Here is a 25161-nt window from a genome sequence, read left to right on the forward strand (position 1 = left end):
GGGTCGGGAAATGGCAAAGGTATCACTGGAAAAAGACAAGATTAAGTTCCTGCTGGTGGAAGGCGTTCACCAGAGTGCGCTGGATAATCTGCGCGCCGCAGGTTACACCAACATCGAGTTTCACAAAGGCGCACTGGATGCTGAGACGCTGAAGTCCTCCATCCGCGATGCCCACTTCATTGGTATCCGTTCCCGTACCCAACTGACTGAAGAGATCTTCGCGGCGGCTGAAAAGCTGGTGGCGGTGGGCTGCTTCTGTATTGGTACTAACCAGGTTGATCTCAGCGCGGCAGCGAAACGCGGCGTGCCGGTGTTCAACGCCCCGTTCTCCAATACCCGTTCGGTCGCGGAACTGGTAATCGGCGAAATGCTGCTGATGCTGCGCGGCATTCCGGAAGCCAACGCCAAAGCACACCGCGGCATCTGGAATAAAATCGCCACCGGTTCGTACGAAGCGCGTGGTAAGAAGCTGGGGATCATTGGCTACGGCCATATCGGGATGCAGCTCGGCGTGCTGGCGGAAAGCCTCGGTATGCACGTATTTTTCTACGATATCGAAAACAAGCTGCCGCTGGGCAATGCCACCCAGGTGCGCCATCTCTCTGACCTGCTGAACATGAGTGATGTGGTCAGCCTGCACGTGCCGGAAACGCCGTCCACGCAGAACATGATTGGCAGCGAAGAGCTGGCGCTGATGAAGCCTGGTGCGCTGTTGATCAACGCCGCGCGCGGCACCGTGATCGACATCCCGGCGCTGTGTAATGCGCTGGCCAGCAAGCACCTGGCTGGTGCCGCCATCGACGTCTTCCCGGTTGAACCTGCAACCAATAGCGATCCGTTTAACTCGCCGCTGTGCGAATTCGACAACGTGATCCTGACGCCGCACATCGGCGGATCAACGCAGGAAGCGCAGGAGAACATTGGTCTGGAAGTGTCTGGCAAGCTGGCCAAGTACTCTGACAACGGCTCGACGCTCTCCGCAGTAAACTTCCCGGAAGTCTCGCTGCCGATGCACGCTGCCAGCGCCAGCCGCCTGCTGCACATCCATGAAAACCGCCCGGGCGTGCTGACCGCCATCAACCAGATCTTTGCCGAGCAGGGCATCAACATTGCCGCTCAGTATCTGCAAACTTCGCCAGTGATGGGCTATGTGGTTATCGATATTGATGCCGAAGAGGATGTGGCGGAGAAAGCGCTGCAGCTGATGAAGGCGATTCCAGGCACCATGCGCGCCCGTCTGCTGTACTGACAGTGCAGGGCGCCGCTGGGCGCCCTGTCTTTATCCCGCCAGCGTTTCCCACTGCCACAGCTTTGACGGCGTCAGAATTGCCGGCAATGGCACATCCCAGGCCGCCACCGGCAACGCATCCACGCGCTGGCAGTCGTGCGCAATACCCAGCGGTAAAAAGCCATGCTGCTGCCAGTGCTGTAGCGTGCGATCGTAAAAACCCCCGCCCATGCCTAAGCGTTGTCCCTGCGCGTCAAACGCCACCAGCGGTACCAGCATCACATCCAGCTGATCGAGTGTGGCCAGCTGCGTAATATCCAGCGGCGGCTCAGGGATGCGCAGCTTGTTAGGTCGCAGCGGGGTTTCTGGCGTGTAGCGCAAAAAAAGCAGGTGACCGGGCGCAAACGGATGCAGCACCGGCAGAAAGACCTGCTTCTTTTGCTGCCACAGTTTGGCAATCAGCGGTCGGGTATTGATTTCGCCATCGACGGAGAGAAACAGCGCGATGCGTTGTGCGCTGGCCAGCGGGGCAAAATTGATGGCATGTTCAGCCAGCAGATCGGCGGCCTCAACCTGTTGCTCAGGCGTAAGATTGCGGCGCAGATGGCGCACATGCTGACGAATATCCTGACGGTCGAGAAGAGAAGGTGCTGGCATGATGTCCCCGGCTGATAAGGCTGTTGATAGCCACATTATCACACCGGGAATAACAGGGTGGAACTAAGAGGAGATCTCCGAGATGCCGCCGCAGGCTGTAACCCTTGAACCCTTGGTTCAAGGTGAGTATGCCGTCGTAACCATCAGGCTTCTCGGACGGACCGAGCATGCTCACAGGTTACAGAGCGTCACACTCTGTTGGTATGAAATATCGGCTCAGGGGACTGGCCCGCTTGCAAACATCTCAGAGAAAATTGACTTCACCGTTACTCTAACACGAGTACCATGAAGTGTTATTCGAATTTAGGGCCCTGACGTTCAGTTATGCGACCTTGCTCAACTAATGCCTGCTCAATGGTCTGCTGCAGCATACGGATGCGTTGTTCCATATTGGCTGCGTAATCGCGCGTTTTACCTTTCTCTTGTGCCAGCTCGTGGCAAATGTTTAACGCGGCGATGAACACCAGCTGCTCTGTATTTGTGACTCTAGTGCGAACTTTTAAATCTTGCAACCGTTGATTGAGATCCTCTGCGGCCAGATTCAGCGCATCTTGCTGTTCAGGCGGACAATTCACTCTCAATGAACGACCAAAAATCTGAATATCTACCGGTTGTGCAGACATGCCACCATCCTGACTGATTACTTCGTTCGCATCTCCCTTACCTGTCAATGGGTTGGGAGGTGCGCAACTATATAGACCCGCGTGATAAGTTACAACCCCTTTTCTGGAAACCCTGAGGCACCTGGTGGTAGCATAACACGAACTTATTCTGCCAACGACGACCAAAGCTTATGTCTTTACAGAACGCAACACCCACTTACAACGCGCTGGCCGCGGCACTTTCCCAGCAGGGCGTAGGCATGACGCCCGCCGAGATGCACGGACTGCTGTGTGGCATTCTGTGCGGCGGCAATCAGGACAGCAGCTGGAAAACCCTGGTGCACGACCTGACTAACGAGGGCATGGCGTTCTCGCAAAGCCTGTCGCAGCCGCTGCAGGCGCTGCATGAAAACCTGGCCAACACGCTGGATGAAGAGGGTTTCCTGTTCCAGCTGATGCTGCCGGATGAGGAGGACATCACGGTGTTCGATCGTGCTGACGCGTTGGCCGGCTGGGTCAATCACTTCCTGCTGGGCCTGGGCGTGACGCAGCCGAAGCTGGACAAAGTGACCGGTGAGACCGGCGAAGCGATTGACGATCTGCGCACCATTGCGCAACTTGGCTACGATGAAGATGAAGATCAGGAAGAGCTCGAACAGTCGCTGGAAGAGGTGATTGAGTACGTGCGCGTTGCCGCGCTGCTGTGCCATGACACCTTCACCCGGCCACGCACGCCGACCGCACCGGAAGTGCAAAAACCTACGCTACACTAAGCGCGTCATCGTGGGCAGGTCGCTGCCCGTTTTCTACAGGGAGTGCAAATATGATTACACTGGAAACTTTCCGGCAACGTCGTCAGGCGCTGATCGCCCGCATGGCGCCCGGCAGCGCGGCTTTGATTTTTGCTGCACCTGAAGTGACGCGCAGCAACGACACCGAATATCCCTTTCGCCAGAACAGCGATTTCTGGTACTTCACCGGGTTCAACGAGCCGCAGGCGCTGCTGGTATTAATCAAGAGCGATGACAATCATAACCACAGCGTGCTGTTTAACCGCGTACGCGACCTGACGGCCGAGATCTGGTTCGGGCGTCGGCTTGGTCAGGAAGCCGCACCGGCGAAGCTGGGCGTTGACCGCGCGCTGCCGTGGGATGCGATTGACGAGCAGCTGCACCAGCTGCTCAACGGACTCGACGTGGTCTATCACGCACAGGGTGAATACGCGGAAGCGGATACGCTGGTGTTCAGCGCGCTGGAGAAACTGCGCCGCGGTTTCCGGCAAAACCTCAGCGCGCCGGCGACGCTGACCGACTGGCGTCCCTGGGTGCATGAGATGCGCCTGTTTAAAAGCGAAGACGAGATCGCCATTCTGCGCCGCGCAGGAAAAATCAGCGCGCTGGCACATACCCGTGCGATGCAGGCGTGCCGTCCCGGCATGTTTGAATATCAACTGGAAGGCGAAATCCATCACGAATTCACCCGCCACGGCGCGCGCTTTCCGTCTTACAACACCATCGTGGGCTCCGGTGAGAACGGCTGCATTTTGCACTACACCGAAAACGAAAGCGAAATGCGCGACGGCGATCTGGTGCTGATTGATGCCGGTTGCGAATTCCATGGCTACGCCGGCGATATCACCCGCACTTTCCCGGTAAACGGTAAATTCAGCCAGCCGCAGCGCGAGATCTACGACATCGTGCTCGCCTCGCTGTATAAGGCGCTGTCGATGTTCCGCCCGGGCATCAGCATCCATGAAGTCAACGACGAAGTGGTGCGTATCATGATCACCGGTCTGGTCGATCTGGGCATTCTGGAAGGCAATATCGATACGCTGTTTGAAGAGCAGGCGCACCGTCCGTTCTTTATGCACGGCCTTGGTCACTGGCTGGGGCTGGACGTGCATGACGTCGGCCACTACGGCACGCCCAGCCGCGACCGCCTGCTTGAGCCTGGCATGGTGCTCACCGTTGAACCGGGCCTGTATATCGCGCCGGATGCCAAAGTGCCGGCGCAGTATCGCGGCATCGGTATCCGTATCGAAGACGACATCGTCATCACCGCCGACGGTAATGAAAACCTGACCGACAGCGTGGTAAAAGACGCTGAGGCGATCGAAGCACTGATGGCGGCGGCGCGCGGCGTATGAGTATCCTGATTGCAGGCGGCGGCATGACCGGCGCCACGCTGGCACTGGCGATTTCGCATCTGACGCAGGGCCAGTTGCCGGTGACGCTGATTGAACGTCATCAGCCGGACAGCCGCGCGCACCCGGGCTTTGACGGGCGCGCCATCGCGCTGGCGGCGGGCACCTGTCAGCAGCTGGCGGAAATTGACCTGTGGCGTTCGCTGGCGGACTGCGCCACGCCCATTACCCACATCCACGTTTCCGATCGCGGGCACAGCGGGTTTGTTCAGCTGCAGGCTGAGGATTATCAGCTGTCGGCGTTGGGCAACGTGGTCGAGCTGTATGACGTGGGACAGCGCCTGTTTAAACGTCTGCGTGAGGCACCCGGCGTGACGCTGTGCTGTCCGGATCACGTGACCTCAGTAACCCGCAGCGCTGATAGCGTGCAGGCGACGCTCAGCAGCGGCGCAACGTTACAGGGCGCGCTGCTGGTGGCCGCTGACGGCGCACGCTCGCCGCTGGCGGCATCCTGCGGCATTCGCTGGCAGCGCGACGACTACCAGCAGCTGGCGGTGATTGCCAACGTCGCGACGCAGTTGCCGCATCAGGGCCGCGCGTTTGAGCGCTTCACGCAGCATGGCCCGCTGGCGCTGCTGCCAATGTCCGGCAACCGTCTGTCGCTGGTGTGGTGTCATCCGGCGGCCGCCGAAGCCACGGTTAAGCAGTGGGACGATGCCACCTTCCTGCATGAATTACAGCGCGCCTTTGGCTGGCGGCTGGGGCGCTTTACTCACGCCGGCCAGCGCGAAATCTATCCGCTGGCGCTGCAGACCGCAGAGCGTCAGGTGACGCACCGGCTGGCGCTGGTCGGCAATGCGGCGCAGACGCTGCATCCGATCGCCGGGCAGGGCTTTAACCTCGGACTGCGCGATGTGATGTCGCTGGCGGAAACCCTTGCGGCGGCGCATCGTCATCAGCAGGATCCGGGCAGCCACGCGGTGTTGCACCATTTTGCTGCGCGCCGCCAGCCGGATCGTGCGGCGACCATTGGCGTCACCGACGGTCTGGTGCGGCTGTTCGCCAACCGTTATGCCCCGCTGGTGGCAGGACGAAATCTTGGGCTGGTGGCAATGGACCACCTGCCATGGCTGCGAAACCCACTTGCCGTGCGCACGCTCGGCTGGGTTAAGCGTTAAGCATGAATTAAGGGGCAGCAATGCAAACATTTGATGTGGCGATTGCCGGTGGCGGCATGGTCGGTCTGGCGGTGGCCTGTGGCTTACAGGGCAGCGGCCTGCGCGTTGCGGTGCTGGAAAAAGCGCCTGAGCCACAATTTGATGCGGCGGCGCCAGCGTCGGTTCGCGTCTCGGCCATCAACGCCGCCAGCGAGCGTCTGCTGCAAAAACTCGATGTCTGGTCCACCATTCTCGCGCTGCGCGCCAGCGCGTATCACGGCATGGAAGTGTGGGATCAGGACAGCTTTGGCTCGATCAGCTTTGATGACGAGCAACAGGGGCTGTCGCACCTCGGACATATCATTGAAAACGAGGTGATTCACAGTGCGCTGTGGCAGCGCGCCAGCCAGTGTAGCGACGTGACGCTGATTGCGCCGGCTCAGCTGCAGCAGGTGGCGTTTGGCGATAACGAAGCCTTTATTACCCTGCAGGACGGCAGCATGATGAGCGCGCGCCTGCTGATTGCTGCGGACGGGGCCAACTCGTGGCTGCGTGACAAAGCGGATATCCCGATTACCTTCTGGGATTACGAGCATCACGCGCTGGTCGCCAACGTACGCACCGATATGCCGCACGATGCCATTGCGCGTCAGGTGTTCCACGGCGACGGCATTCTGGCCTTCCTGCCGATGCAGGATCCGCACCTGTGTTCCATCGTCTGGTCGCTGTCACCGCAGGAAGCGGCGCGACTGCAATCCATGCCGGAAGCGCTGTTTAACCAGCAGCTGTCGGTAGCATTCGATATGCGCCTTGGTCTGTGCCAGGTGGAAAGCGAACGTAAAACCTTCCCGCTGACGGCGCGTTACGCCCGCAACTTTGCTGCGCACCGGCTGGCGCTGGTGGGCGATGCGGCGCATACCATCCATCCGCTGGCCGGGCAGGGGGTTAACCTCGGCTTCATGGATGCCGCCGAGCTGATTGGCGAAATCCGCCGTCTGCATCAGCAGGGCAAAGATATCGGCCAGCATCTCTATTTGCGTCGTTATGAACGCAGCCGCAAGCACAGCGCAGCGCTGATGCTGGCCGGCATGCAGGGTTTCCGTGAGCTGTTTGCCGGCCACCATCCGGCAAAAAAACTGCTGCGCGACGTCGGGCTGAAGCTGGCCGACACGCTGCCTGGCGTAAAGCCGTTACTGCTGAAGCAGGCCATGGGCCTCAACGACCTGCCCGGCTGGATCCGCTAACCCTCCTTATTACGGCACCGTTTCAGGTGCCGTTTTTCCTGCACTGACGTTACGCGATCGCCCTCAAGGGTGGGTGTGGCAGTCGGCTGCCGCTCATGAATCACCGAACTGCACAGCGTTGTCGCCATCCATCGCGACCCTGTGCGCACCCGGCAACGTCACTGCAAAACCCGCCCCGGCACCATTATTGTGCATCGCTGCACCCAAATTGCCCTTCATTTGATTTATTCTAATTTCAGGTCTCAATTCGCATTACTTTAACTAATCCAAAATGCTTTTTGCTCCCGAACCATTTCCCTTGTCTGCGGTACAGCTTCCATTATTCGGCTGAATTACTGCGTAACAGGTGAATTATATGCGCGGTAAATCACATAAATGCAGTGAGATGTGCTGGCGTGGCTGCCGGGGCAGCCCAAAGGATGATAAGGTTTCACCCTCGTTTTCCTTATGGTTAATTGCCGGATTCGGTGGTAACTTCAGTGTAAAGAGAACGTTTGCGTCGCTCAAAACTGACGGCGCAGGCGCGTCACACTCACTTGTCTTCACAGGATGGTTATGACTCAGCAAACGCCTCTATTCGAACAGCATCAGACCTGCGGTGCCCGCATGGTGGACTTCCACGGCTGGATGATGCCGCTGCACTACGGCTCGCAAATGGATGAACACCATGCGGTGCGCAACGATGCCGGAATGTTTGACGTTTCCCACATGACCATTGTCGATCTGCACGGCGCGCGCACCCGTGAATTTCTGCGTTACCTGCTGGCCAACGACGTCGCCAAACTGACTCAGCCCGGCAAAGCCCTCTATACCGGCATGCTGAATGCTTCAGCTGGCGTCATTGATGATTTAATTGTTTACTTTATGAGCGAAGATTTCTTCCGCCTGGTGGTCAACTCCGCCACGCGCGAGAAGGATCTGGCGTGGATCGCTGAGCATGCGCAGCCGTTTGGGGTTGCGCTCACCGAGCGTGACGATCTGGCGCTGATCGCCGTACAGGGACCGAACGCGCAGCAAAAAGCACAGAGCCTGTTTAGCGCGGCACAGCGTGACGCGGTTGCAGGCATGAAGCCGTTCTTTGGCGTACAGGCCGGCGATCTGTTTATCGCCACGACCGGTTATACCGGTGAAGCCGGTTATGAAATCGCCCTGCCTGCCGCTCAGGCCGCAGATTTCTGGCAGCAGCTGCTGGCCGCGGGCGTGAAACCAGCCGGACTGGGCGCACGCGATACGCTGCGTCTCGAAGCTGGCATGAATCTGTATGGTCAGGAGATGGATGAAGGCGTTTCGCCGCTGGCCGCCAACATGGGCTGGACCATCAGCTGGGAGCCCGGCGACCGTGATTTCATTGGCCGTGAAGCGCTGGAAGCGCAGCGCGAGAACGGCACGGAAAAACTGGTCGGGCTGGTGATGACCGAAAAAGGCGTGCTGCGTAACGGTCTGACGGTGCGCTTTACCGATGCGCAGGGCCAGCCGCAGCAGGGCATCATTACCAGCGGCTCCTTCTCGCCAACGCTGGGCTATAGCATTGCGCTGGCGCGCGTGCCGGCCAGTATCGGTGAGCAGGCGATCGTTGAAATCCGCAATCGTGAAATGCCGGTGAAAGTGACTAAACCTATTTTTGTTCGCGCCGGCAAGCCGGTCGCTCAGTAATTTTTTTTCAGGAGAAATGGCGATGAGCAATGTGCCAAATGAATTGAAGTACCGTGATAGCCACGAGTGGGTGCGGAAAGAAGCTGACGGTACGTTTACCGTGGGCATCACCGAACACGCGCAGGAACTGCTGGGCGACATGGTGTTTGTCGACCTGCCTGACGTGGGCGCCAGTTTTGCCGCCGGTGACGACTGTGCGGTAGCCGAATCCGTGAAAGCGGCATCGGATATCTATGCCCCGCTGAGCGGTGAAATCGTGGCGGTCAACGAAGAGCTGGGCGATGCCCCGGAGCTGGTGAACAGCGAACCGTACGCCGCCGGCTGGCTGTTCCGCATCAAAGCCAGCGACGAGTCCGAGCTCGACGCGATGCTCGATGCCGAGGCCTATAAAAAGTCCATCGACGAGTAACCGGTAGTCTCTGAAGGTGCTGCACTGCGGCGCCTTCTTTTTTATCTGCCTGATTTAATGCCATTTTGTCACCCAGCCCGATTCAGGATGTACTGTAAATGACCCAGACTCTCAGCCAGCTCGAACATAACGGTGCTTTTATTGAGCGCCATATCGGTCCTGATGCCGCGCAGCAGGCCACCATGCTGGAAGCGATTGGTGCCAGCTCGCTGGCTTCGCTGATCGCTTCAATTGTGCCTGCTGATATCCAGCTGCCAGGCCCGCCGGCGGTAGGCGATGCCGCGACTGAACAGCAGGCGCTGGCAGAGCTGAAAGCCATTGCCAGCCAGAATCAGCGTTACAAATCCTGGATTGGAATGGGTTACAGCGCCGTGATCACCCCGCCGGTGATTCTGCGCAACATGCTGGAAAACCCGGGCTGGTACACGGCGTACACGCCATATCAGCCGGAAGTGTCGCAGGGCCGTCTGGAAGCGCTGCTCAATTTCCAGACCCTGACGCTCGATCTCACCGGGCTGGATATTGCTTCAGCTTCACTGCTGGATGAAGCCACCGCGGCCGCCGAAGCGATGGCGATGGCTAAACGCGTCAGCAAGCTGAAAAACGCGACCAAATTCTTTATCGCCGATGACATCCATCCGCAAACGCTGGATGTGGTGCGCACCCGCGCCGAAACCTTTGGCTTTGAGCTGATTATTGATCGCGCCGAAAAAGCCCGCGAGCACGACGATCTGTTTGGCGTGCTGCTGCAGCAGGTCGGTACCAGCGGAGAAGTGCACGACTACCGTGAACTGATTGCTGAGCTGAAAAGCCGCAAAGTGGTGGTGAGCGTGGCGGCGGATTTCATGGCGCTGGTGCAGCTGGAAGCGCCGGGCAAACAAGGTGCTGATATCGTCTTCGGTTCCGCCCAGCGCTTTGGCGTACCGATGGGCTACGGCGGTCCGCACGCGGCCTTCTTTGCCAGCCGTGATGAGCACAAGCGCTCCATGCCGGGCCGTATCATCGGCGTGTCACGCGATGCCGCCGGTAACACCGCGCTGCGCATGGCGATGCAGACGCGCGAACAGCACATCCGCCGTGAGAAAGCCAACTCCAACATCTGTACTTCCCAGGTGCTGCTGGCGAATATCGCCGGCCTGTACGCGGTTTACCATGGCCCGGCTGGACTGAAGCGCATCGCCTCGCGCATTCACCGCCTGACCTCGATTCTGGCAGCAGGCCTGCAAAACGGCGGCCTGAAGCTGCGCCATCACAGCTGGTTCGATACGCTGACCGTTGAAGTCGCGGACAAAGCGGCGGTGCTGAACCGTGCGCTGAGCTTCGGCGTCAATCTGCGCAGCGATATCCTCAATGCGGTTGGTATCACGCTGGATGAAACCACCACGCGTGAAGACGTGCTGGCGCTGTTTGCCATTCTGCTGGGTGACGCGCACGGTCAGGATATCGAGGCGCTGGACGCCGCGGTGGCGGCGGAAAACAGCGCTATTCCGGCAGGCCAGCAGCGTACCAGCGAATTCCTTACCCATCCGGTGTTCAACCGTCATCACAGCGAAACTGAGATGATGCGCTACATGCACAGCCTGGAGAAAAAGGATCTGGCGCTGAATCAGGCGATGATCCCGCTCGGCTCATGCACCATGAAACTGAATGCCGCCGCCGAAATGATTCCGATCACCTGGCCGGAATTTGCTGAACTGCACCCGTTCTGCCCGGCAGAGCAGGCGAGCGGTTATCTGCAGATGATCGGTCAGCTGTCCCAGTGGCTGGTCCAGCTCACCGGTTACGATGCGCTGTGCATGCAGCCGAACTCTGGTGCGCAGGGCGAATACGCCGGTCTGCTGGCCATCCGTCGCTATCATGAGAGCCGTAATGAAGCGGGCCGCACAATCTGTCTGATCCCGAGCTCGGCGCATGGCACCAACCCGGCGTCCGCGCAGATGGCGGGCATGGCGGTGGTGGTGGTGGCCTGTGATAAGCAGGGCAACATCGATCTCGGCGATCTGCGTGAAAAAGCAGCGCAGGCCGGTGACGCGCTGTCGTGCATCATGGTGACCTATCCGTCGACGCACGGCGTCTACGAAGAGACCATTCGCGAAGTGTGCCAGATCGTGCATCAGTACGGCGGCCAGGTGTACCTCGACGGCGCAAACATGAACGCGCAGGTTGGGATCACCACGCCTGGCTACATTGGCGCTGACGTGTCGCATCTCAACCTGCACAAAACCTTCTGCATTCCGCACGGCGGTGGCGGTCCGGGCATGGGGCCCATCGGGGTGAAGGCGCATCTGGCGCCATTCGTACCGGGCCATAGCGTGGTGCAGATTGACGGCGTGCTGACCCAGCAGGGCGCGGTTTCTGCGGCGCCGTTCGGCAGCGCATCTATTCTGCCCATCAGCTGGATGTACATTCGCATGATGGGTGCCGAAGGGCTGAAGCAGGCCAGCTCGGTGGCGATTCTTAACGCCAACTACATCGCCAGCCGGCTGCAGTCGGCGTACCCGATTCTGTACGCCGGCCGCGACGGCCGCGTGGCGCATGAGTGCATTCTCGACATTCGTCCGCTGAAAGAGCAGACCGGCATCAGCGAGCTGGATATCGCGAAACGCCTGATCGACTATGGCTTCCATGCGCCGACCATGTCGTTCCCGGTCGCCGGCACGCTGATGGTCGAGCCGACCGAATCCGAGAGCAAAATCGAGCTGGACCGCTTTATTGACGCGATGCTGGCGATCCGCATGGAAATTGATCGCGTGGCCGACGGTGAATGGCCGGCTGACGACAACCCGCTGGTGAATGCACCGCATACCCAGATGGAAATCGTCGGCGACTGGACTCATCCGTACAGCCGCGAGCTGGCGGTCTTCCCGGCCGGCAGCGCCAACAAATACTGGCCGACCGTTAAGCGTCTGGACGATGTGTTTGGCGATCGCAATGTGTTCTGTTCATGCGTTCCGATGAGCGAATACCAATAATCTGCAGGCGTAATCCAAACCCTTCAGTAATACTCAAGGCCGATTTGTCGGCCTTTTTTTTATGGGAGAAGCATATGGATCTGGCACTGGTCACCGGCGGTAGCCGCGGAATTGGACGGGCAACATCGCTGCTGCTGGCGCAGGCAGGTTATCGCGTGGCAATCAATTTCCGGCAGCGCGAAGCAGAAGCGTTGCAGGTGGTAGCAGATATCGAAGCGCAGGGCGGCAGCGCGTTTGCCTTACAGGCGGATATTGCCGATGAAGCGCAGGTGGTGCGCATGTTCCGCCAGCTGGATCAGCAGCCGGGCGCGCTGCGCGTGCTGGTGAATAACGCCGGTATTCTTTTCTCCCAGTGCCGGGTTGAGGATCTGGATGCCGCGCGCATTCAACGCGTGCTGGCAACCAACGTCACCGGCACGTTTATCTGCTGCCGCGAAGCGGTAAAACGGATGAGCACCGCACACGGCGGCCAGGGCGGCGCCATTGTTAACGTCTCGTCAGCGGCTGCGCGTACCGGCTCGCCCAATGAGTATGTCGATTACGCGGCGTCGAAAGGCGCGATGGATACGCTGACCAGAGGATTGTCACTGGAAGTGGCAGTGCAGGGGATTCGCGTCAATAGCGTGCGGCCAGGGCTGATCTACACCGATATGCATGCCGACGGCGGCGAGCCGGGGCGCGTTGATCGTCTCGCGGCATCGCTGCCGATGCAGCGCGGCGGTCAGGCGGAGGAGATCGCAGCCGCCATCGCCTGGCTGGCAAGTGACGCCGCTTCCTACGTCACCGGCAGCTTTATTGATGCATCAGGCGGCCGTTGAGCCGCACGCCACAGCCTGTCTGCGCGCGGCGTACATTTTTACGTCGCGCGCTATAAGCGGTTACAGCACTTCACCATTGCTGGCAATCACCTGCTGATACCAGGCGAAACTCTTCTTCTTCGAACGGGCAAAGCTGCCGCTGCCGTCATCGTTTTTATCGACGTGGATAAAGCCGTAGCGCTTGCTGTACTGGCCGGTGGTAAAGGAGACGCAGTCGATGCAGCCCCACGGCGTATAACCCAGCAGATCAACGCCATCCAGCGCCACCGCTTTTTTCATCTCTTCAATGTGCGCGCGCAGATAATCAATGCGGTAGTCATCTTCGATCACGCCCTCAGCATTGGCTTTATCAATGGCACCAAAGCCGTTCTCAACAATAAACAGCGGCTTCTGGTAGCGCTCATACAGCGCGTTAAGCACGTAGCGCAGGCCGACCGGATCAATCTGCCAGCCCCAGTCAGACGCTTTGACGTGCGGGTTGGGCACTACGCCGTCGAAGCCGGTGATCGGGTCGTCGACGCCGCTGGCTTTGGTGTCCACCGCGTTGCTCATGTAGTAGCTAAAACCGATGTAGTCGCAGCAGCCCTGACGCAGCGTTTCGGCGTCATCGGCTTCCATCTCAATGTGATAGCCCTTGCGCGCCCACTCTTTCAGCGTATAAGCCGGGTACGCGCCGCGCATCTGCACGTCGCTGAACACGTAGCGCTGATGCATCGACTCCTGCGCGCGCATCACGTCGTCCGGATGGCAGGAGAACGGATAGACCGGCACCATGGCGATCATGCAGCCAATCTGGAAATCCGGGTTGATTTCGTGGCCGCGCTTCACCACTTTGGCACTGGCGACGAACTGGTGATGCATCACCTGATACATTGTCTGCTCCGGCTTTTCATGCTCAGTGAACACGACGCCGGAGCAGCAGTAGCCGAACAGCGGATACTGCCAGTTGCGCTGGTTATTGATTTCATTGAAGGTCATCCAGTACTTCACCTTGTGGCGATAGCGCGTCATCACCACGTCACTGAAGCGCACAAAGAAATCGACCACTTTGCGATTAGCCCAGCCGCCGTACTCTTTAACCAGATGATATGGCATCTCAAAGTGCGACAGGGTAATCACCGGTTCGATGCCATATTTCAGCAGTTCATCAAACAGGTCATCGTAAAATTGCAGGCCGGCTTCATTGGGCTGCAGTTCATCGCCGTTGGGGAAAATGCGCGTCCAGGCAATTGAGGTGCGGAAGCATTTGAAACCCATCTCAGCAAACAGCGCCACGTCCTGTTTGTAGTGTGAATAGAATTCCACCGCCTGATGGTTGGGATAGTGCTGGCCGGGCTGGACGCCGGGCGTGATGACGCGATCAACGCCGTGTGCGCCGCCGGTGAGAACATCGGCGATGCTGACGCCTTTGCCGCCCTGATCCCAGCCGCCCTCAACCTGATGGGCTGCCACCGCGCCGCCCCAGAGAAATCCGCTGGGTAACTGCAATCCTTCACTCATTTCAATACCTCGTCACGCTGTTGGCGAAAATAATACTGCCCGCAGTGTAACAACTGAAATAGCAAAGTCACGCTATAACACCGGCGCGGAAATGTGACTTGTTACCGCCGAAAAACAGGCTGTTTTATACCTGCGTGAGGCGGGAAATATAACGGCCCAGCGTCTCCAGAATATAAATCACCGGTACCTGGGTGGTAATATCGTAGCGGTCAGGCAGTTTCTCCTGCGGCACATGATAGGAGAGATTGAAATCCGCCATTTTCGCCAGCGAGCAGTTGTCGTGATTGGTGATGGAGATGATTTTACAGTGATGCAGACTGAACTGACTGGCAAAGCGCAGGATCTCTTCGGTTTCGCCAGAGACGGATAAAATAATCGCCAGCGCATTTTCCCAGGCGCTCTTACTCACCGGGTAATAAGGGTCGTCAATATGATGGCTGAATTTACCAATATTAGAAAAATAGCGTGCACCATATTTGCCGAGACTGCCTGAAGTACCGGCACCAATAAAGAAAATGTGCTCAGCCTCAATGATCATTTGCGCTGCGGTGGCAATCTGCTGATCAAATTCTGCGTTGTTGATGCTTTTAAAAAAGCTCAGCATTTCTCCGACGCCGGAGGGAAGCAGCACCGGCGCGCTTTGCTCCTGCGCCAGGCGAAAACGGATGCGAAATTCTGACCAGCCGTCACAGTGCATTTTGCGGCAGAAGCGCAGCACCGTGGTGGTCGAGACGCCCGCCTGCGCCGCCAGTTCGCGGATGGTCATATAACTGACACTTTCCCGGTGTTTGATGATGAAGTGATAAACCTGCATCTCAAGGTCATTCAAACGGGACAGGTCGCTGTGTGAAAACATTCGGGCGGCGCTCACGGCAAAAAGAAGCCTCAGTGTAACAGATTGGTTTGCCGCTGGGTTGTCACACCTCTTCACAGAATAATTTTAGCGTACATGTGTACTCTGAAATTGTTCTTCGCTACTCTGGTGCACAGAAAAAGCACAACTTTCGTTACGATGTTCAGGAATCCGACGCCATGGTACAGAACCGACTTATTGCCCAGGGCTATTCACTGGCCGAAGAGATCGCCAACAGCATCAGCCACGGCCTGGGCTGCGTGTTTGGCATCGTGGGGCTGGTGTTGCTGTTGACCCAGGCCGTTGAAATGCAGGCGAATATCACCGCCATTACCAGCTATAGCCTGTACGGCGGCAGCATGATTTTGCTGTTCCTCGCCTCGACGCTGTATCACGCCATTCCGCATCAGCGCGCCAAATACTGGCTGAAGAAATTTGACCACTGCGCCATCTATTTGCTGATCGCCGGGACTTACACGCCGTTTCTGCTGGTCGGGCTGCAATCACCGCTGGCGCAGGGATTGATGGTGGTGATCTGGAGTCTGGCGCTGGCGGGCATCATCTTTAAGCTGACCATTGCGCATCGCTTTAAAGTGCTGTCGCTGGTGACCTATCTCAGCATGGGCTGGCTGTCGCTGGTGGTGATTTATCAGCTGGCAACCAAACTGTCGGCCGGCGGCGTCTGGCTGCTGGCGGCGGGCGGGATTGTCTATTCGCTCGGGGTGATTTTCTATGTGTCGCGCCGTATTCCGTACAATCATGCCATCTGGCACGGTTTCGTGCTGGGCGGCAGCGTGCTGCACTTTTGCGCCATCTATTTTTACGTGATGTAACAAGGCCAGGGTCGCCACTGATGGCGACCCTGCGGCGTACCAGCCGTAACCGTTACTCCTCCAGCGAATAGGGCAGTGGCTGGATGGTCAGCTTACCGCTTTCATCGCCTTCAACGCGCAGCACGCTATCCGGCTCCAGATCGTTGTTCAGCACCGCCTGCACCCACACGCTGCCATCATCCAGCTGTACGCCGCTCAGCACCGTGCCGGTGCGACGCCATTTGTCGCCCATCTGCAACTCCAGCGAACTGGCCGCGTCCGGTACTTTGCTGGCGCTGCCTGCCAGCCAGTAGAGCGCACGTTTATTGGCGCCGCGGAATTTGGCGCGCGCCACCATCTCCTGGCCGGTATAACAGCCTTTTTTAAAGCTGATGGCATCCAGCGCCTGCAGGTTGGTGGCTTGCGGAATCAGCTGCGCCGTGGTGGCGCTGTCGATCACCGGCACGCCCGCCGCAATATCCAGCGCCAGCCACTGCGTGCTGTCATTCAGCTGCGCTTCCCCGGCCAGCTTCTGTTGCAGCGCTTCGGCCTGCGCCGGCGTGGTGACCAGCAGAAAACGCTCGGCTGGCTCGGCGAACCACAGCAGGGTGGTGTCATCCTGCTGTACCACTGGGGTTGTGGCATCCGGCAGCGTGGCGAAAACGTTAGCCAGCGCGGCGCGCGCCTGAAAACCGGCAACGCCGAGCAGGACTGCGTCATCATCGGCCGCAATGGTCACTTTGGCGAACACCGCATACTTCTTCAGTTCGGTCACCTGCTGCTCGCGCAGATTGCGCCGCACAACATAGGCATAACCTTCTCCACGATGGAACAGACGCAGATTGCTCCACATTTTGCCTTTGGCATCGCAGTGCGCCGCCGGGCGATGCTGCGCTGCGTCCAGCGCCGCCACGTCCAGCGTCAGCTGACCCTGCAGATAAGAGGTGCTGTCTTTGCCCTGCACCGACACCAGCGCCCACTCGTCGAGCGACATCAGCGTTAAAGGCAGGCGCGACGCCGCAGCGGGCTGGCGAGGCGGAAGGGTGAAAATCGGCATGAGTCCGTCCTGATCAATAAGGTTTATCCAGTAATATGCTTACCAATGTTAAAAGAGCAGTGCGCCATTGCAACCTGTTTGCGGAATCTGGCGCACAAATCGCGTGATAACCCTGTAACCGGTGGCATTGCTGTGCGTCACCGCGCGCAGCGTCTGGTTGCACGCCTGCAGCGCGGCGAAAAAGCAGGTACACTGAGCGCCACTGTTATCAGCTGTGGAAGAAGACACATGGATATTCATGACAAAGCGCGCGTCCAGTGGGCATGCCGTCGCGGCATGCTGGAGCTGGATGTCTCGATCATGCCGTTCTTTAAATATGAGTATGATTCGCTGAGCGACAGCGACAAGCAGGTGTTTGTCGCGCTGCTGAAGAGCGACGATCCGGACCTGTTTAACTGGATGATGAACCACGGCGAACCGGCCGATCCCGAGTTCAAACGCATGGTGAAACTGATTCAGCAGCGCAACCGTGAACGCGGGCCGGTGGCAATGTAATCTGCGCGCGTCACGCAGCGCGCAGGTGCTGAATGTGACGCTGTTCGGGCTGTGTGGCGCGCTGTTGCTGAGCTGCCACTGGCCGGCGGGCTGGGCCTGGGTTCAGGTCGCGGTAGTGATTCTGCTGACCCTGCAGTGCTGGCGTAACGCGCGTCGCCTGCAGCAGCGCTGCGGAGCGCTCATGCTGGATGACAAGGGTGACTGGTACTGGCGCGGTGAGCGCTGGCAGGCGCAACGGCAGCCGGACTGGCTACCGTGGGGCGTGTTGCTGGTGCTGCGTAACCGTCGCGGGCAGCGCTGGCGGCTGTGGCTGCTGCACGACAGCATGCCGCCCGACGCGTGGCGCGCGCTACGCGCCCGCTGTTTTTTGCTGGATGGCGCGACGCCGCATTAAAGCAGCGCGGCGGTTTCGGTCAGAATCTGTTCACACCACTGCTCGACGCGCTCTTCGCTCAGCTCAAACTGATTAACATCGTCGAGCGCCAGACCGACAAACTGCTGACCATCGGCGGTCAGCGGTTTTTTACTGGTGAACTGGTAGCCGTCGAGCGGCCAGTAACCGACAAACTGCACGCCCATCGGCAGCAGCAGTTCGTGCAGCATACCCAGCGCATCAAGGAACCATTCGCTGTACTCGATCTGGTCGCCCATGCCGTACAGCGCCACAATTTTGCCCTGCAGGTTGAGCGCCGGCAGCTGTTGCCACACCGCTTCCCAGTCCTCCTGCAGTTCGCCGAAATCCCAGGTCGGAATACCGAGAATCAGTAAATCGTACTGCTCCATCAGCGACGGATCGTCATCTTTCAGGTTATGCAGTGTGACTAATTCTTCACCGATAAAGTCGCGAATTTTCTCCGCCGTCATCTCGGTGTAACAGGTACTGGAACCGTAAAACAGACCGATATTCATGCAATTAATGCTCTGACTGAAACTCACTCTGGCGCAATTGTACCAGAAGCAGGCCAGTTTCAGGCATAATGAGCACGATTTCACACGGCGAGGGGCAACAGTGCAGGACAGCGATCTGATAGAACAGTTTCTCGACGCGCTCTGGATTGAGCGCAACCTGGCGCAGAACACGCTGGCGTCCTATCGTCAGGATTTGCAGACGCTCACTGCCTGGCTGCACCACCATGAGCGCACGCTGCTGACGCTGGAAGCCGCTGATTTACAGCAGTTTCTGGCTGAGCGGATTGAGGGCGGTTACAAAGCCACCAGCTCAGCGCGTACCCTGAGCGCAATGCGCCGTCTGTTTCAGTATCTGTACCGCGAAAAGCTGCGCAGTGACGATCCCAGCGCGCTGTTATCAGCGCCGAAATTGCCGCAGCGCCTGCCAAAAGACCTGTCAGAAAATCAGGTCGAGCGCCTGTTACAGGCCCCGGCAACGGACATACCGCTTGAACTGCGTGACAAAGCGATGCTGGAGCTGCTGTACGCTACCGGGCTGCGCGTCTCTGAGCTGGTCGGTCTGACGTTGAGTGATGTCAGCCTGCGTCAGGGCGTGGTGCGCGTCATCGGTAAAGGCAATAAAGAGCGGCTGGTGCCATTAGGTGAAGAAGCCATTTACTGGCTGGAGCACTATATGGAACACGGGCGGCCGTGGCTGCTGAACGGGCAGACCATTGATGTGCTGTTCCCCAGCAACCGCGCGCAGCAGATGACACGCCAGACCTTCTGGCATCGCATCAAACACTATGCCACCCTTGCCGGCATCGACAGCGAAAAGCTGTCACCGCATGTGCTGCGCCACGCATTTGCCACACATTTACTGAACCATGGTGCCGATTTACGCGTCGTACAGATGTTGCTGGGGCACAGCGACCTGTCGACCACCCAGATTTACACGCACGTGGCGACCGAGCGCCTGCGTCAGTTACATCAACAGCATCATCCGCGCGCCTGAGCAGCGGCAACAAGGATTTGAGATGAAAAAAACCGTTACGACGCTGGCTCTGCTGGTCAGCGCCTTTGCTGCGCTGGCCTATGCCGATGACAGCGCGATTCAGCAATCACTGAAAAAACTGGGTATGCAGCAGGCGGAAATTCAGCCGTCGCCGCTGCCGGGTATCAAAACGGTGATGACCGAAAGCGGCGTGCTGTACGTCACCGAAGACGGCAAGCACATGATTCAGGGCCCGCTGTACGATGTCAGCGGCGCGCAGCCGGTGAATGTCACCAATCAGCTGCTGGAGAAAAAAGTCGCCGCGCTGGCACCGGAAATGATTGTCTACAAAGCGCCGAAAGAGCAGCACGTGATCACCGTGTTCACCGACATCACCTGCGGCTACTGCCGCAAGCTGCACGAACAGATGGCTGACTACAACGCGCTGGGCATCACCGTGCGCTATCTGGCGTTCCCGCGTGAAGGCCTGCACGGCCAGGTGGAGAAAGCCATGACCGCCATCTGGTGCAGCGCCGATCGCAACAAGGCGTTTGATGCCGCAATGAAAGGCGACGCACCGCAAATGGATGCGCCGGCGAGCTGCAAAATCAATCTCGACCAGCACTACAAGCTGGGCATTCTGTTTGGTATTCAGGGCACGCCCGCCATCCTCACCGACAGCGGCATGATGATCCCTGGCTACCAGGGACCGCAGGAGCTGAAGCAGGTGCTGGACGGCCAGAAGCGTGGTGGTTAAGACACAGTGATGCACTCTGTAGAATTACGTCGGCGTGAAGCCCAGGCCGACGCGCAGTTACCCGATGATTTACCGCCGCTGCTGCGTCGTCTCTACCTGCAGCGCGGTGTCAAAGACGCCGCCGAACTGGAACGCGGCGCGAAATTCCTGCTGCCGTGGCAAAGCCTTGGCGGCATTGAGCGCGCCGTGACGCTGCTGCATGAGATGCTGCAGCAGCAACGCCGCATCGTGGTGGTAGGTGATTTCGATGCCGATGGTGCCACCAGCACCGCGCTCACCGTACTGGCGCTGCGCAGCATGGGCGGCAACGTTGATTATCTGGTGCCGAACCGCTTTGAAGACGGCTATGGCCTGAGCCCGGAAGTGGTGGAGCAGGCGCGCGCGCGTGGCGCCGAGCTGATCCTCACCGTGGATAACGGCATTTCGTCGCACGCGGGCGTCGACACCGCACACCAGCACGGCATTCCGGTACTGATCACCGATCATCACCTGCCGGGCGAAACGCTGCCGGCGGCAGAAGCCATCGTTAACCCTAACCTGAGCGACAGCGCATTCCCGTCGCGTTCGCTGGCAGGCGTGGGTGTGGCGTTTTATCTGATGCTGGCGCTGCGTGCCCATCTGCGTCAGCAGAGCTGGTTCAGCGACGGGCGCAGTGAACCCAATCTGGCCGAACTGCTGGATCTGGTGGCGCTCGGTACCGTGGCCGACGTGGTGCCGCTGGATGCCAACAACCGCATTCTGGTGTGGCAGGGGCTGAGCCGCATCCGCGCCGGCAAATGCCGTGCCGGCATCCGCGCGCTGCTGGAGATTGCTAACCGCGATGCGCGTCAGCTGGCGGCCAGCGATCTCGGTTTTGCCGTCGGGCCACGCCTCAATGCTGCCGGCCGGCTGGACGATATGTCGGTTGGCGTTGCGCTGCTGCTGACGGAAGATATTGCCCAGGCGCGCATGCTGGCCAGCGAACTTGATGCGCTTAATCAAACGCGCAAAGAGATTGAGCAGGGCATGAAGAGCGAGGCGCTGGCGCTGTGCGATGAGCTGGAGCGCCAGCATCGCGATCTGCCGCTCGGGCTGGCGTTTTATCACCCGGAGTGGCATCAGGGCGTAGTTGGCATCCTCGCGTCACGCCTGAAAGAGCGCTTCCACCGCCCGGTCATCGCCTTCGCGCCCGCCGGTGACGGCACGCTGAAGGGCTCTGGCCGTTCGATTGCCGGCCTGCACCTGCGCGACGCGCTGGAACGCATCGACACGCTCTATCCCGGCCTGATCATCAAATTTGGCGGGCACGCCATGGCGGCGGGGCTGTCGCTGGAAGAGGCGAAGTACGATGAGTTCCGCCAGCGCTTTGCTGCGCTGATCGACGAATGGCTGGAAGGCGAGGCGCTGCAGGGCGTGATGTGGTCCGATGGCGAACTGCATGCGCAGGAATTTACCCTGCACACCGCGGAAATGCTGCGGGAAGCCGGCCCCTGGGGCCAGGCGTTTCCGGAGCCGGTGTTCGACGGTCAGTTTAAGCTGTTGCAGCAGCGTCTGGTGGGCGAGCGTCACCTTAAGGTGATGGTCGAGCCGCTGGGCGGCGGCCCGTTACTGGATGGTATCGCCTTTAACGTCGACACCAGCCTGTGGCCAGACAGCAGCGTGCGTCAGGTGCAGCTGGCTTACAAGCTGGATATCAACGAATACCGCGGCAATCGCTCGGTACAGCTGATCATCGACCATATCTGGCCGCAGTCGTAACGCTTAGAACGTGACGTCGACACCGCCGCGCAGCACCTTCTCATCGCCGCGATCGGCCACGTGGCGGTCGGCACGCAGGAACAGCCGCGCGCGTGCCGACTGCACCAGATCAACCCGCGCACCAAACCACTGCGAGCGGCGATCGAGCTGCATACCCGGGATGGTAAAGCTCTGCTGACCGCTGCCGAAGCCGCTCCAGCGCGCGCTGACGTCCATCGACGGATTGCTGAACGCGTACTGGTATTCGCCATACAGGCTCAGCATGCTCCACCAGCCCGCCGACCAGTCCTGGCGCGCGCTGAGATTCAGGCCACCGTAACCGACGCTGCGGCGATAGCTGTCGCCGTCGCCCTGCAGGCCAAACGCGCTGCCGCTGTCGCTGAAGCTGCCGGTCTGCAGGCCGGTTTCACGCCAGCCGAGATAGGGCTCAATGCGATAATCCTCCTGCAGCGTCCAGCGATAGCCGCTCTGCAGCGCCGCCTGCCAGCTGTCTGTGCGGGCGGAAGAGGAAACCGGCGCGGCCTCGTCCAGCAGCACCAGGCGCTGCAGCTTATCGCGTCCATGCTGATAGCTGAGATTGCCCTGCCAGTACCAGGCTGGCGTCACCGCATAGCGCCCATACAGCATTACGCCCTGCAGGCTGTTCTGGCTGTTGCCGCCGGTGTTGTCATAGGTGGCATCAAGCTGAGTGTGCGTCCAGGCGATGCCGAGGCGCAGGCCGGGCAGGCCAAAGTCGCTGTCGGCACCCAGCGCGGTCAGGGTATTGCGATAGCGGTTGCCGAGATAGCCGTCCTGATCGAGCGAGCCGCGCAGCTGGCCGCTCTCCAGCCAGAAGCCAAAGCGCCCCTGTTCGCTGGCATCATCAATGCGGTTGTTGAGCAGGCGCGTCTGATAATCCAGTGCGTTAAACAGCACCGCATTGCCGGAGGCATGCGCCTGGCCGGACAGGGAGTTGATCGCCGCCTGTGCGCTGCGGGTGTCCGCCAGCGTCTGGAAGGCGCCTGCGGCCGCCAGCGCTGACTGCTGCGCACTGCTCAGCGTCGCCTGACCCTGCCAGCGGTCCGCCAGCTCAAACGCCTGCTCCAGGTTGCGGCTGGTTTGCTGCGCGCTGGCACTGTCCATTCCCATCGCCTGTGCCGCTGCGGCGGTGTTCTTGCGCGTGAGCTGGCCGGTAACGCTGTGGGCGTCATAGCTGACGGAACCGTCGAGAAATACGCCGGTATTAACCTGGCTAAACTGACCGCTCACGCCGCCGCCGCTGGTCAGCAGCGTTTCCTGCTGTTTCACCACGTAGCTGGCGGAGGGCGGCGCCAGGTTTAGCGTGCCGTCAAGCGCCGCGTTGCCGGTCACGCGCAGCGGATTGTTCAGCGTGACGTTGAGCGTACCGTCGGCGCTCTGCTGATAATTGCCCGCTACCTGCAGGCCGCCGTTAACCGATCCCTGGTTGACCAGATTGCCGCCGATGCGTCCGCTGCCACCCAGTTTGCCGCTGCCGTTTACCAGCGCATTGCCGGCAATCGTACCGTCAATCAGCAGGCTATTGGCGGAGACCTGCGTCAGGCCCTGATAGCTGTTGTTGCCGGTCAGCTGCAGCGTACCGCCGCGTTCGCTGCCGTCCAGCACCAGCCCGCGATCGCCGCTGATGTCATTGCTGAACACATACTGGCCGCCGTCGAGGCGCGCACTGAAGTCCTCTGCCCAGAATTGTCCCGGCCCGTTTAAGGCTTTGGCGGCGTTAAGATCGCCCCAGCCGAACGTCTCATTGTATGGCCGCCCGTTGGCGCTGTCGGCGACGTTATCGTGCGCATCACTGCGGTAGGTGGCGGTGGTCAGCAGGGTTTGCTGCAGGTTATGGCCGCTCATCCACGGGAAACGCTGCAGCAGCTGCGAGGCCGCAGCCGTCACGCGCGGTGCGGCAAACGAGGTGCCGTAGCTGCGCGCCTGCACCCAGCTGCCGTCGGAGTTTTGATACAGGTAATCGGTATAGCCCGGCGCGGTCAGGCACCACGCGGCGGCCGCGCCGCAGGCGTCAAACGGTCCGGTGCCGGCTGCGCGGCCTGGCAGGTCATAACCGGTATGACTCAGGATACCGGTCACCGCCAGCAGATTACGTGCCAGCTGCGGGTCGTTATACATCAGCGGTGTCAGCACGTCCGGTGCCGGCGTGGCGCCGCTGTTGTTGCCGGTGATCATCACCGCCAGCCCATCTGCCGCAGCCACCGCGTTGAGCCCCTGATACAGTGACTGATAGCGCTGGCGCGCATCGGTTAACGCCTGCTGGCTGGTGAGGCGCTCCTGCGAACCGTAGGACATATTGAAGATGCGTACGCCCTGTGCCACTAAGCCCTGCACGGCGCGCGCAGTATTGTCGTAGCTGAAAATATTATTTTGTGACGCCTGCGCCACATACAGCGCGCTGTCAGGCGACAGCCCCAGCAGCGTCATCGCCACCAGCGTGCCGTGCCCGTTGATCCCCATGTTGTCATTCAGCGCGGTGTTGCTGTCGACATAACTGGAGAAATTCACGTTGGCGTAATTAATTTCGCTGCGGCCCGGGGCCAGACCAGAGTCAATGATGCCTACTTTATTGCTGGCGGCCGTGGCCGGCACCGCAGGTTCAACGACCGGCGTGACCGGGGTCAGGGTGCTGCCGCCGCCGCTACTACCGCCGCCGCCACCACCGCCACCACAGGCGCTGAGCAGAAACGGGATGAGGAGCGCCAGCAGGCGCGGTGAGGGTCGAAAAGTAACAACAGGATAATGCATGGCAACTCCTCATGCCTCTCAGGGCATGTTGTCGCCCGTTCACGTTAACGGGCCTGAATGCAGTCTTTCCCTGTCACGAATACTCCTGAGCAACGTGGCTGACAGACAGAACGCAATAGATGAAGCACGAACCCCTGGGATTCCGCCAGGGTGCAGAAAGGATAAGGTGCGCACTGGCCGGTTGATGGCCAGGACAGCGCAGCATTGCGCAGGCTAATCGCGCTATATCACGCTTCGAACCAGACATTTCTGATGGTGGAGTTTTAACGATTTTGTTTGAGAAATCATGGTGTTTAATGACGCCAGCTGGCGTTTATTGCCGTGATTATGTAGGAAAATTCTGAAGGCGCACCGCGTAGGTGGCGAGTGACAGCGGGATTTCTGGCAACCACGCTACCTGCCGGTTTCCAGAACTGACG

22 protein-coding genes and 1 other RNA gene are annotated in these 25161 nt (G+C 59.6%); 15 read left to right on the top strand and 8 right to left on the bottom strand.

What is annotated here, in order from left to right:
* Positions 1-10: 10 nt before the first annotated feature.
* Complete coding sequence (gene serA, locus E7738_RS17950; protein ID WP_021506658.1) at positions 11-1249, top strand: phosphoglycerate dehydrogenase; 1239 nt, start codon at positions 11-13, stop codon at positions 1247-1249.
* A 30-nt stretch (positions 1250-1279) separates the two neighbouring features.
* On the opposite strand, the gene E7738_RS17955 is transcribed toward serA, so the two are convergent.
* The 3 genes from E7738_RS17955 to zapA all read right to left on the bottom strand — a co-directional run bounded on the left by E7738_RS17955 (position 1280) and on the right by zapA (position 2508).
* Positions 1280-1885: a 5-formyltetrahydrofolate cyclo-ligase gene (locus tag E7738_RS17955; protein ID WP_058771549.1), complete on the bottom strand. Its 606-nt coding sequence runs from the start codon at positions 1883-1885 to the stop codon at positions 1280-1282.
* 70 nt (positions 1886-1955) lie between these two features.
* A non-coding RNA gene (gene ssrS / locus E7738_RS17960) (6S RNA) lies at positions 1956-2139 on the bottom strand.
* Between the two features lie 39 nt (positions 2140-2178).
* Positions 2179-2508: a cell division protein ZapA gene (gene zapA / locus E7738_RS17965; protein ID WP_021506660.1), complete on the bottom strand. Its 330-nt coding sequence runs from the start codon at positions 2506-2508 to the stop codon at positions 2179-2181.
* 170 nt (positions 2509-2678) lie between these two features.
* On the opposite strand from zapA, the gene E7738_RS17970 reads away from it, so the two are divergent.
* The 8 genes from E7738_RS17970 (at position 2679) to E7738_RS18005 (ending at position 12883) form a co-directional block, all read left to right on the top strand.
* Positions 2679-3260 carry a YecA/YgfB family protein gene (locus E7738_RS17970; protein ID WP_058757098.1) on the top strand — a complete coding sequence of 194 codons (582 nt, stop codon included), beginning with the start codon at positions 2679-2681 and terminating at the stop codon, positions 3258-3260.
* Positions 3261-3310: 50 nt separating this feature from the next.
* Positions 3311-4633 carry a Xaa-Pro aminopeptidase gene (pepP, locus tag E7738_RS17975; protein ID WP_104188393.1) on the top strand — a complete coding sequence of 441 codons (1323 nt, stop codon included), beginning with the start codon at positions 3311-3313 and terminating at the stop codon, positions 4631-4633.
* Positions 4630-5808: a 2-octaprenyl-6-methoxyphenyl hydroxylase gene (gene ubiH / locus E7738_RS17980; protein WP_372771863.1), complete on the top strand. Its 1179-nt coding sequence runs from the start codon at positions 4630-4632 to the stop codon at positions 5806-5808. Before pepP ends, ubiH begins: the two co-directional genes overlap by 4 nt.
* A gap of 20 nt (positions 5809-5828) precedes the next feature.
* Positions 5829-7031, top strand: a complete 1203-nt coding sequence (ubiI, locus tag E7738_RS17985; protein WP_166720507.1) for an FAD-dependent 2-octaprenylphenol hydroxylase — start codon at positions 5829-5831, stop codon at positions 7029-7031.
* 555 nt (positions 7032-7586) lie between these two features.
* Positions 7587-8684, top strand: coding sequence for a glycine cleavage system aminomethyltransferase GcvT (gene gcvT, locus E7738_RS17990; protein WP_278427893.1), 1098 nt, complete (start codon positions 7587-7589; stop codon positions 8682-8684).
* A 22-nt stretch (positions 8685-8706) separates the two neighbouring features.
* Positions 8707-9093 (top strand): glycine cleavage system protein GcvH, encoded by a 387-nt coding sequence (gene gcvH / locus E7738_RS17995; protein WP_021506666.1) that lies wholly within the window; start codon positions 8707-8709, stop codon positions 9091-9093.
* A 98-nt stretch (positions 9094-9191) separates the two neighbouring features.
* Complete coding sequence (gcvP, locus tag E7738_RS18000; protein ID WP_021506667.1) at positions 9192-12065, top strand: aminomethyl-transferring glycine dehydrogenase; 2874 nt, start codon at positions 9192-9194, stop codon at positions 12063-12065.
* 74 nt (positions 12066-12139) lie between these two features.
* Positions 12140-12883 (top strand): SDR family oxidoreductase, encoded by a 744-nt coding sequence (locus E7738_RS18005; protein ID WP_394515910.1) that lies wholly within the window; start codon positions 12140-12142, stop codon positions 12881-12883.
* A gap of 60 nt (positions 12884-12943) precedes the next feature.
* Here the strand turns inward: E7738_RS18005 and E7738_RS18010 are convergent, their stop codons facing one another.
* Together E7738_RS18010 and E7738_RS18015 are read right to left on the bottom strand one after the other, a co-directional pair.
* Entirely contained in the window at positions 12944-14383 is a 1440-nt protein-coding gene (locus tag E7738_RS18010; protein ID WP_031279480.1) for a 6-phospho-beta-glucosidase, read from the bottom strand.
* 124 nt (positions 14384-14507) lie between these two features.
* Positions 14508-15239: a MurR/RpiR family transcriptional regulator gene (locus tag E7738_RS18015; protein ID WP_104188400.1), complete on the bottom strand. Its 732-nt coding sequence runs from the start codon at positions 15237-15239 to the stop codon at positions 14508-14510.
* A gap of 176 nt (positions 15240-15415) precedes the next feature.
* Between E7738_RS18015 and E7738_RS18020 the strand changes: the two genes are divergently transcribed.
* Positions 15416-16069 carry a PAQR family membrane homeostasis protein TrhA gene (locus E7738_RS18020; protein WP_021506671.1) on the top strand — a complete coding sequence of 218 codons (654 nt, stop codon included), beginning with the start codon at positions 15416-15418 and terminating at the stop codon, positions 16067-16069.
* A 52-nt stretch (positions 16070-16121) separates the two neighbouring features.
* On the opposite strand, the gene ygfZ is transcribed toward E7738_RS18020, so the two are convergent.
* A complete protein-coding gene (gene ygfZ, locus E7738_RS18025; RefSeq protein WP_132464570.1) occupies positions 16122-17105 on the bottom strand; it encodes a tRNA-modifying protein YgfZ in 984 nt (327 codons plus the stop codon).
* A 228-nt stretch (positions 17106-17333) separates the two neighbouring features.
* Between ygfZ and sdhE the strand changes: the two genes are divergently transcribed.
* Positions 17334-17600, top strand: a complete 267-nt coding sequence (gene sdhE, locus E7738_RS18030) for an FAD assembly factor SdhE (RefSeq protein ID WP_010616925.1) — start codon at positions 17334-17336, stop codon at positions 17598-17600.
* On the top strand, positions 17575-17994 hold the full coding sequence (locus E7738_RS18035; protein ID WP_127834517.1) for a protein YgfX: 420 nt from the start codon (positions 17575-17577) through the stop codon (positions 17992-17994). The genes sdhE and E7738_RS18035 overlap by 26 nt, the downstream gene beginning before the upstream one ends.
* Here E7738_RS18035 and fldB read toward each other — a convergent pair.
* On the bottom strand, positions 17991-18509 hold the full coding sequence (gene fldB / locus E7738_RS18040) for a flavodoxin FldB (RefSeq protein WP_127834516.1): 519 nt from the start codon (positions 18507-18509) through the stop codon (positions 17991-17993). The genes E7738_RS18035 and fldB overlap by 4 nt on opposite strands.
* A 100-nt stretch (positions 18510-18609) precedes the next feature.
* Here fldB and xerD point away from each other — a divergent pair, with 100 nt between their 5' ends.
* From xerD to recJ, 3 genes are read left to right on the top strand one after another with little or no spacing between them, the layout of a single operon-like run.
* Complete coding sequence (xerD, locus tag E7738_RS18045) at positions 18610-19503, top strand: site-specific tyrosine recombinase XerD (RefSeq protein WP_058757089.1); 894 nt, start codon at positions 18610-18612, stop codon at positions 19501-19503.
* A 22-nt stretch (positions 19504-19525) separates the two neighbouring features.
* Complete coding sequence (gene dsbC, locus E7738_RS18050; protein ID WP_394515913.1) at positions 19526-20239, top strand: bifunctional protein-disulfide isomerase/oxidoreductase DsbC; 714 nt, start codon at positions 19526-19528, stop codon at positions 20237-20239.
* Between the two features lie 9 nt (positions 20240-20248).
* Positions 20249-21976 (top strand): single-stranded-DNA-specific exonuclease RecJ, encoded by a 1728-nt coding sequence (recJ, locus tag E7738_RS18055; protein ID WP_211725015.1) that lies wholly within the window; start codon positions 20249-20251, stop codon positions 21974-21976.
* Positions 21977-21979: 3 nt separating this feature from the next.
* On the opposite strand, the gene E7738_RS18060 is transcribed toward recJ, so the two are convergent.
* Entirely contained in the window at positions 21980-24742 is a 2763-nt protein-coding gene (locus E7738_RS18060; RefSeq protein ID WP_394515914.1) for an autotransporter domain-containing protein, read from the bottom strand.
* Between the last annotated feature and the right edge of the window lie 419 nt (positions 24743-25161).

This window comes from Pantoea sp. SGAir0430 (genome assembly GCF_043549295.1).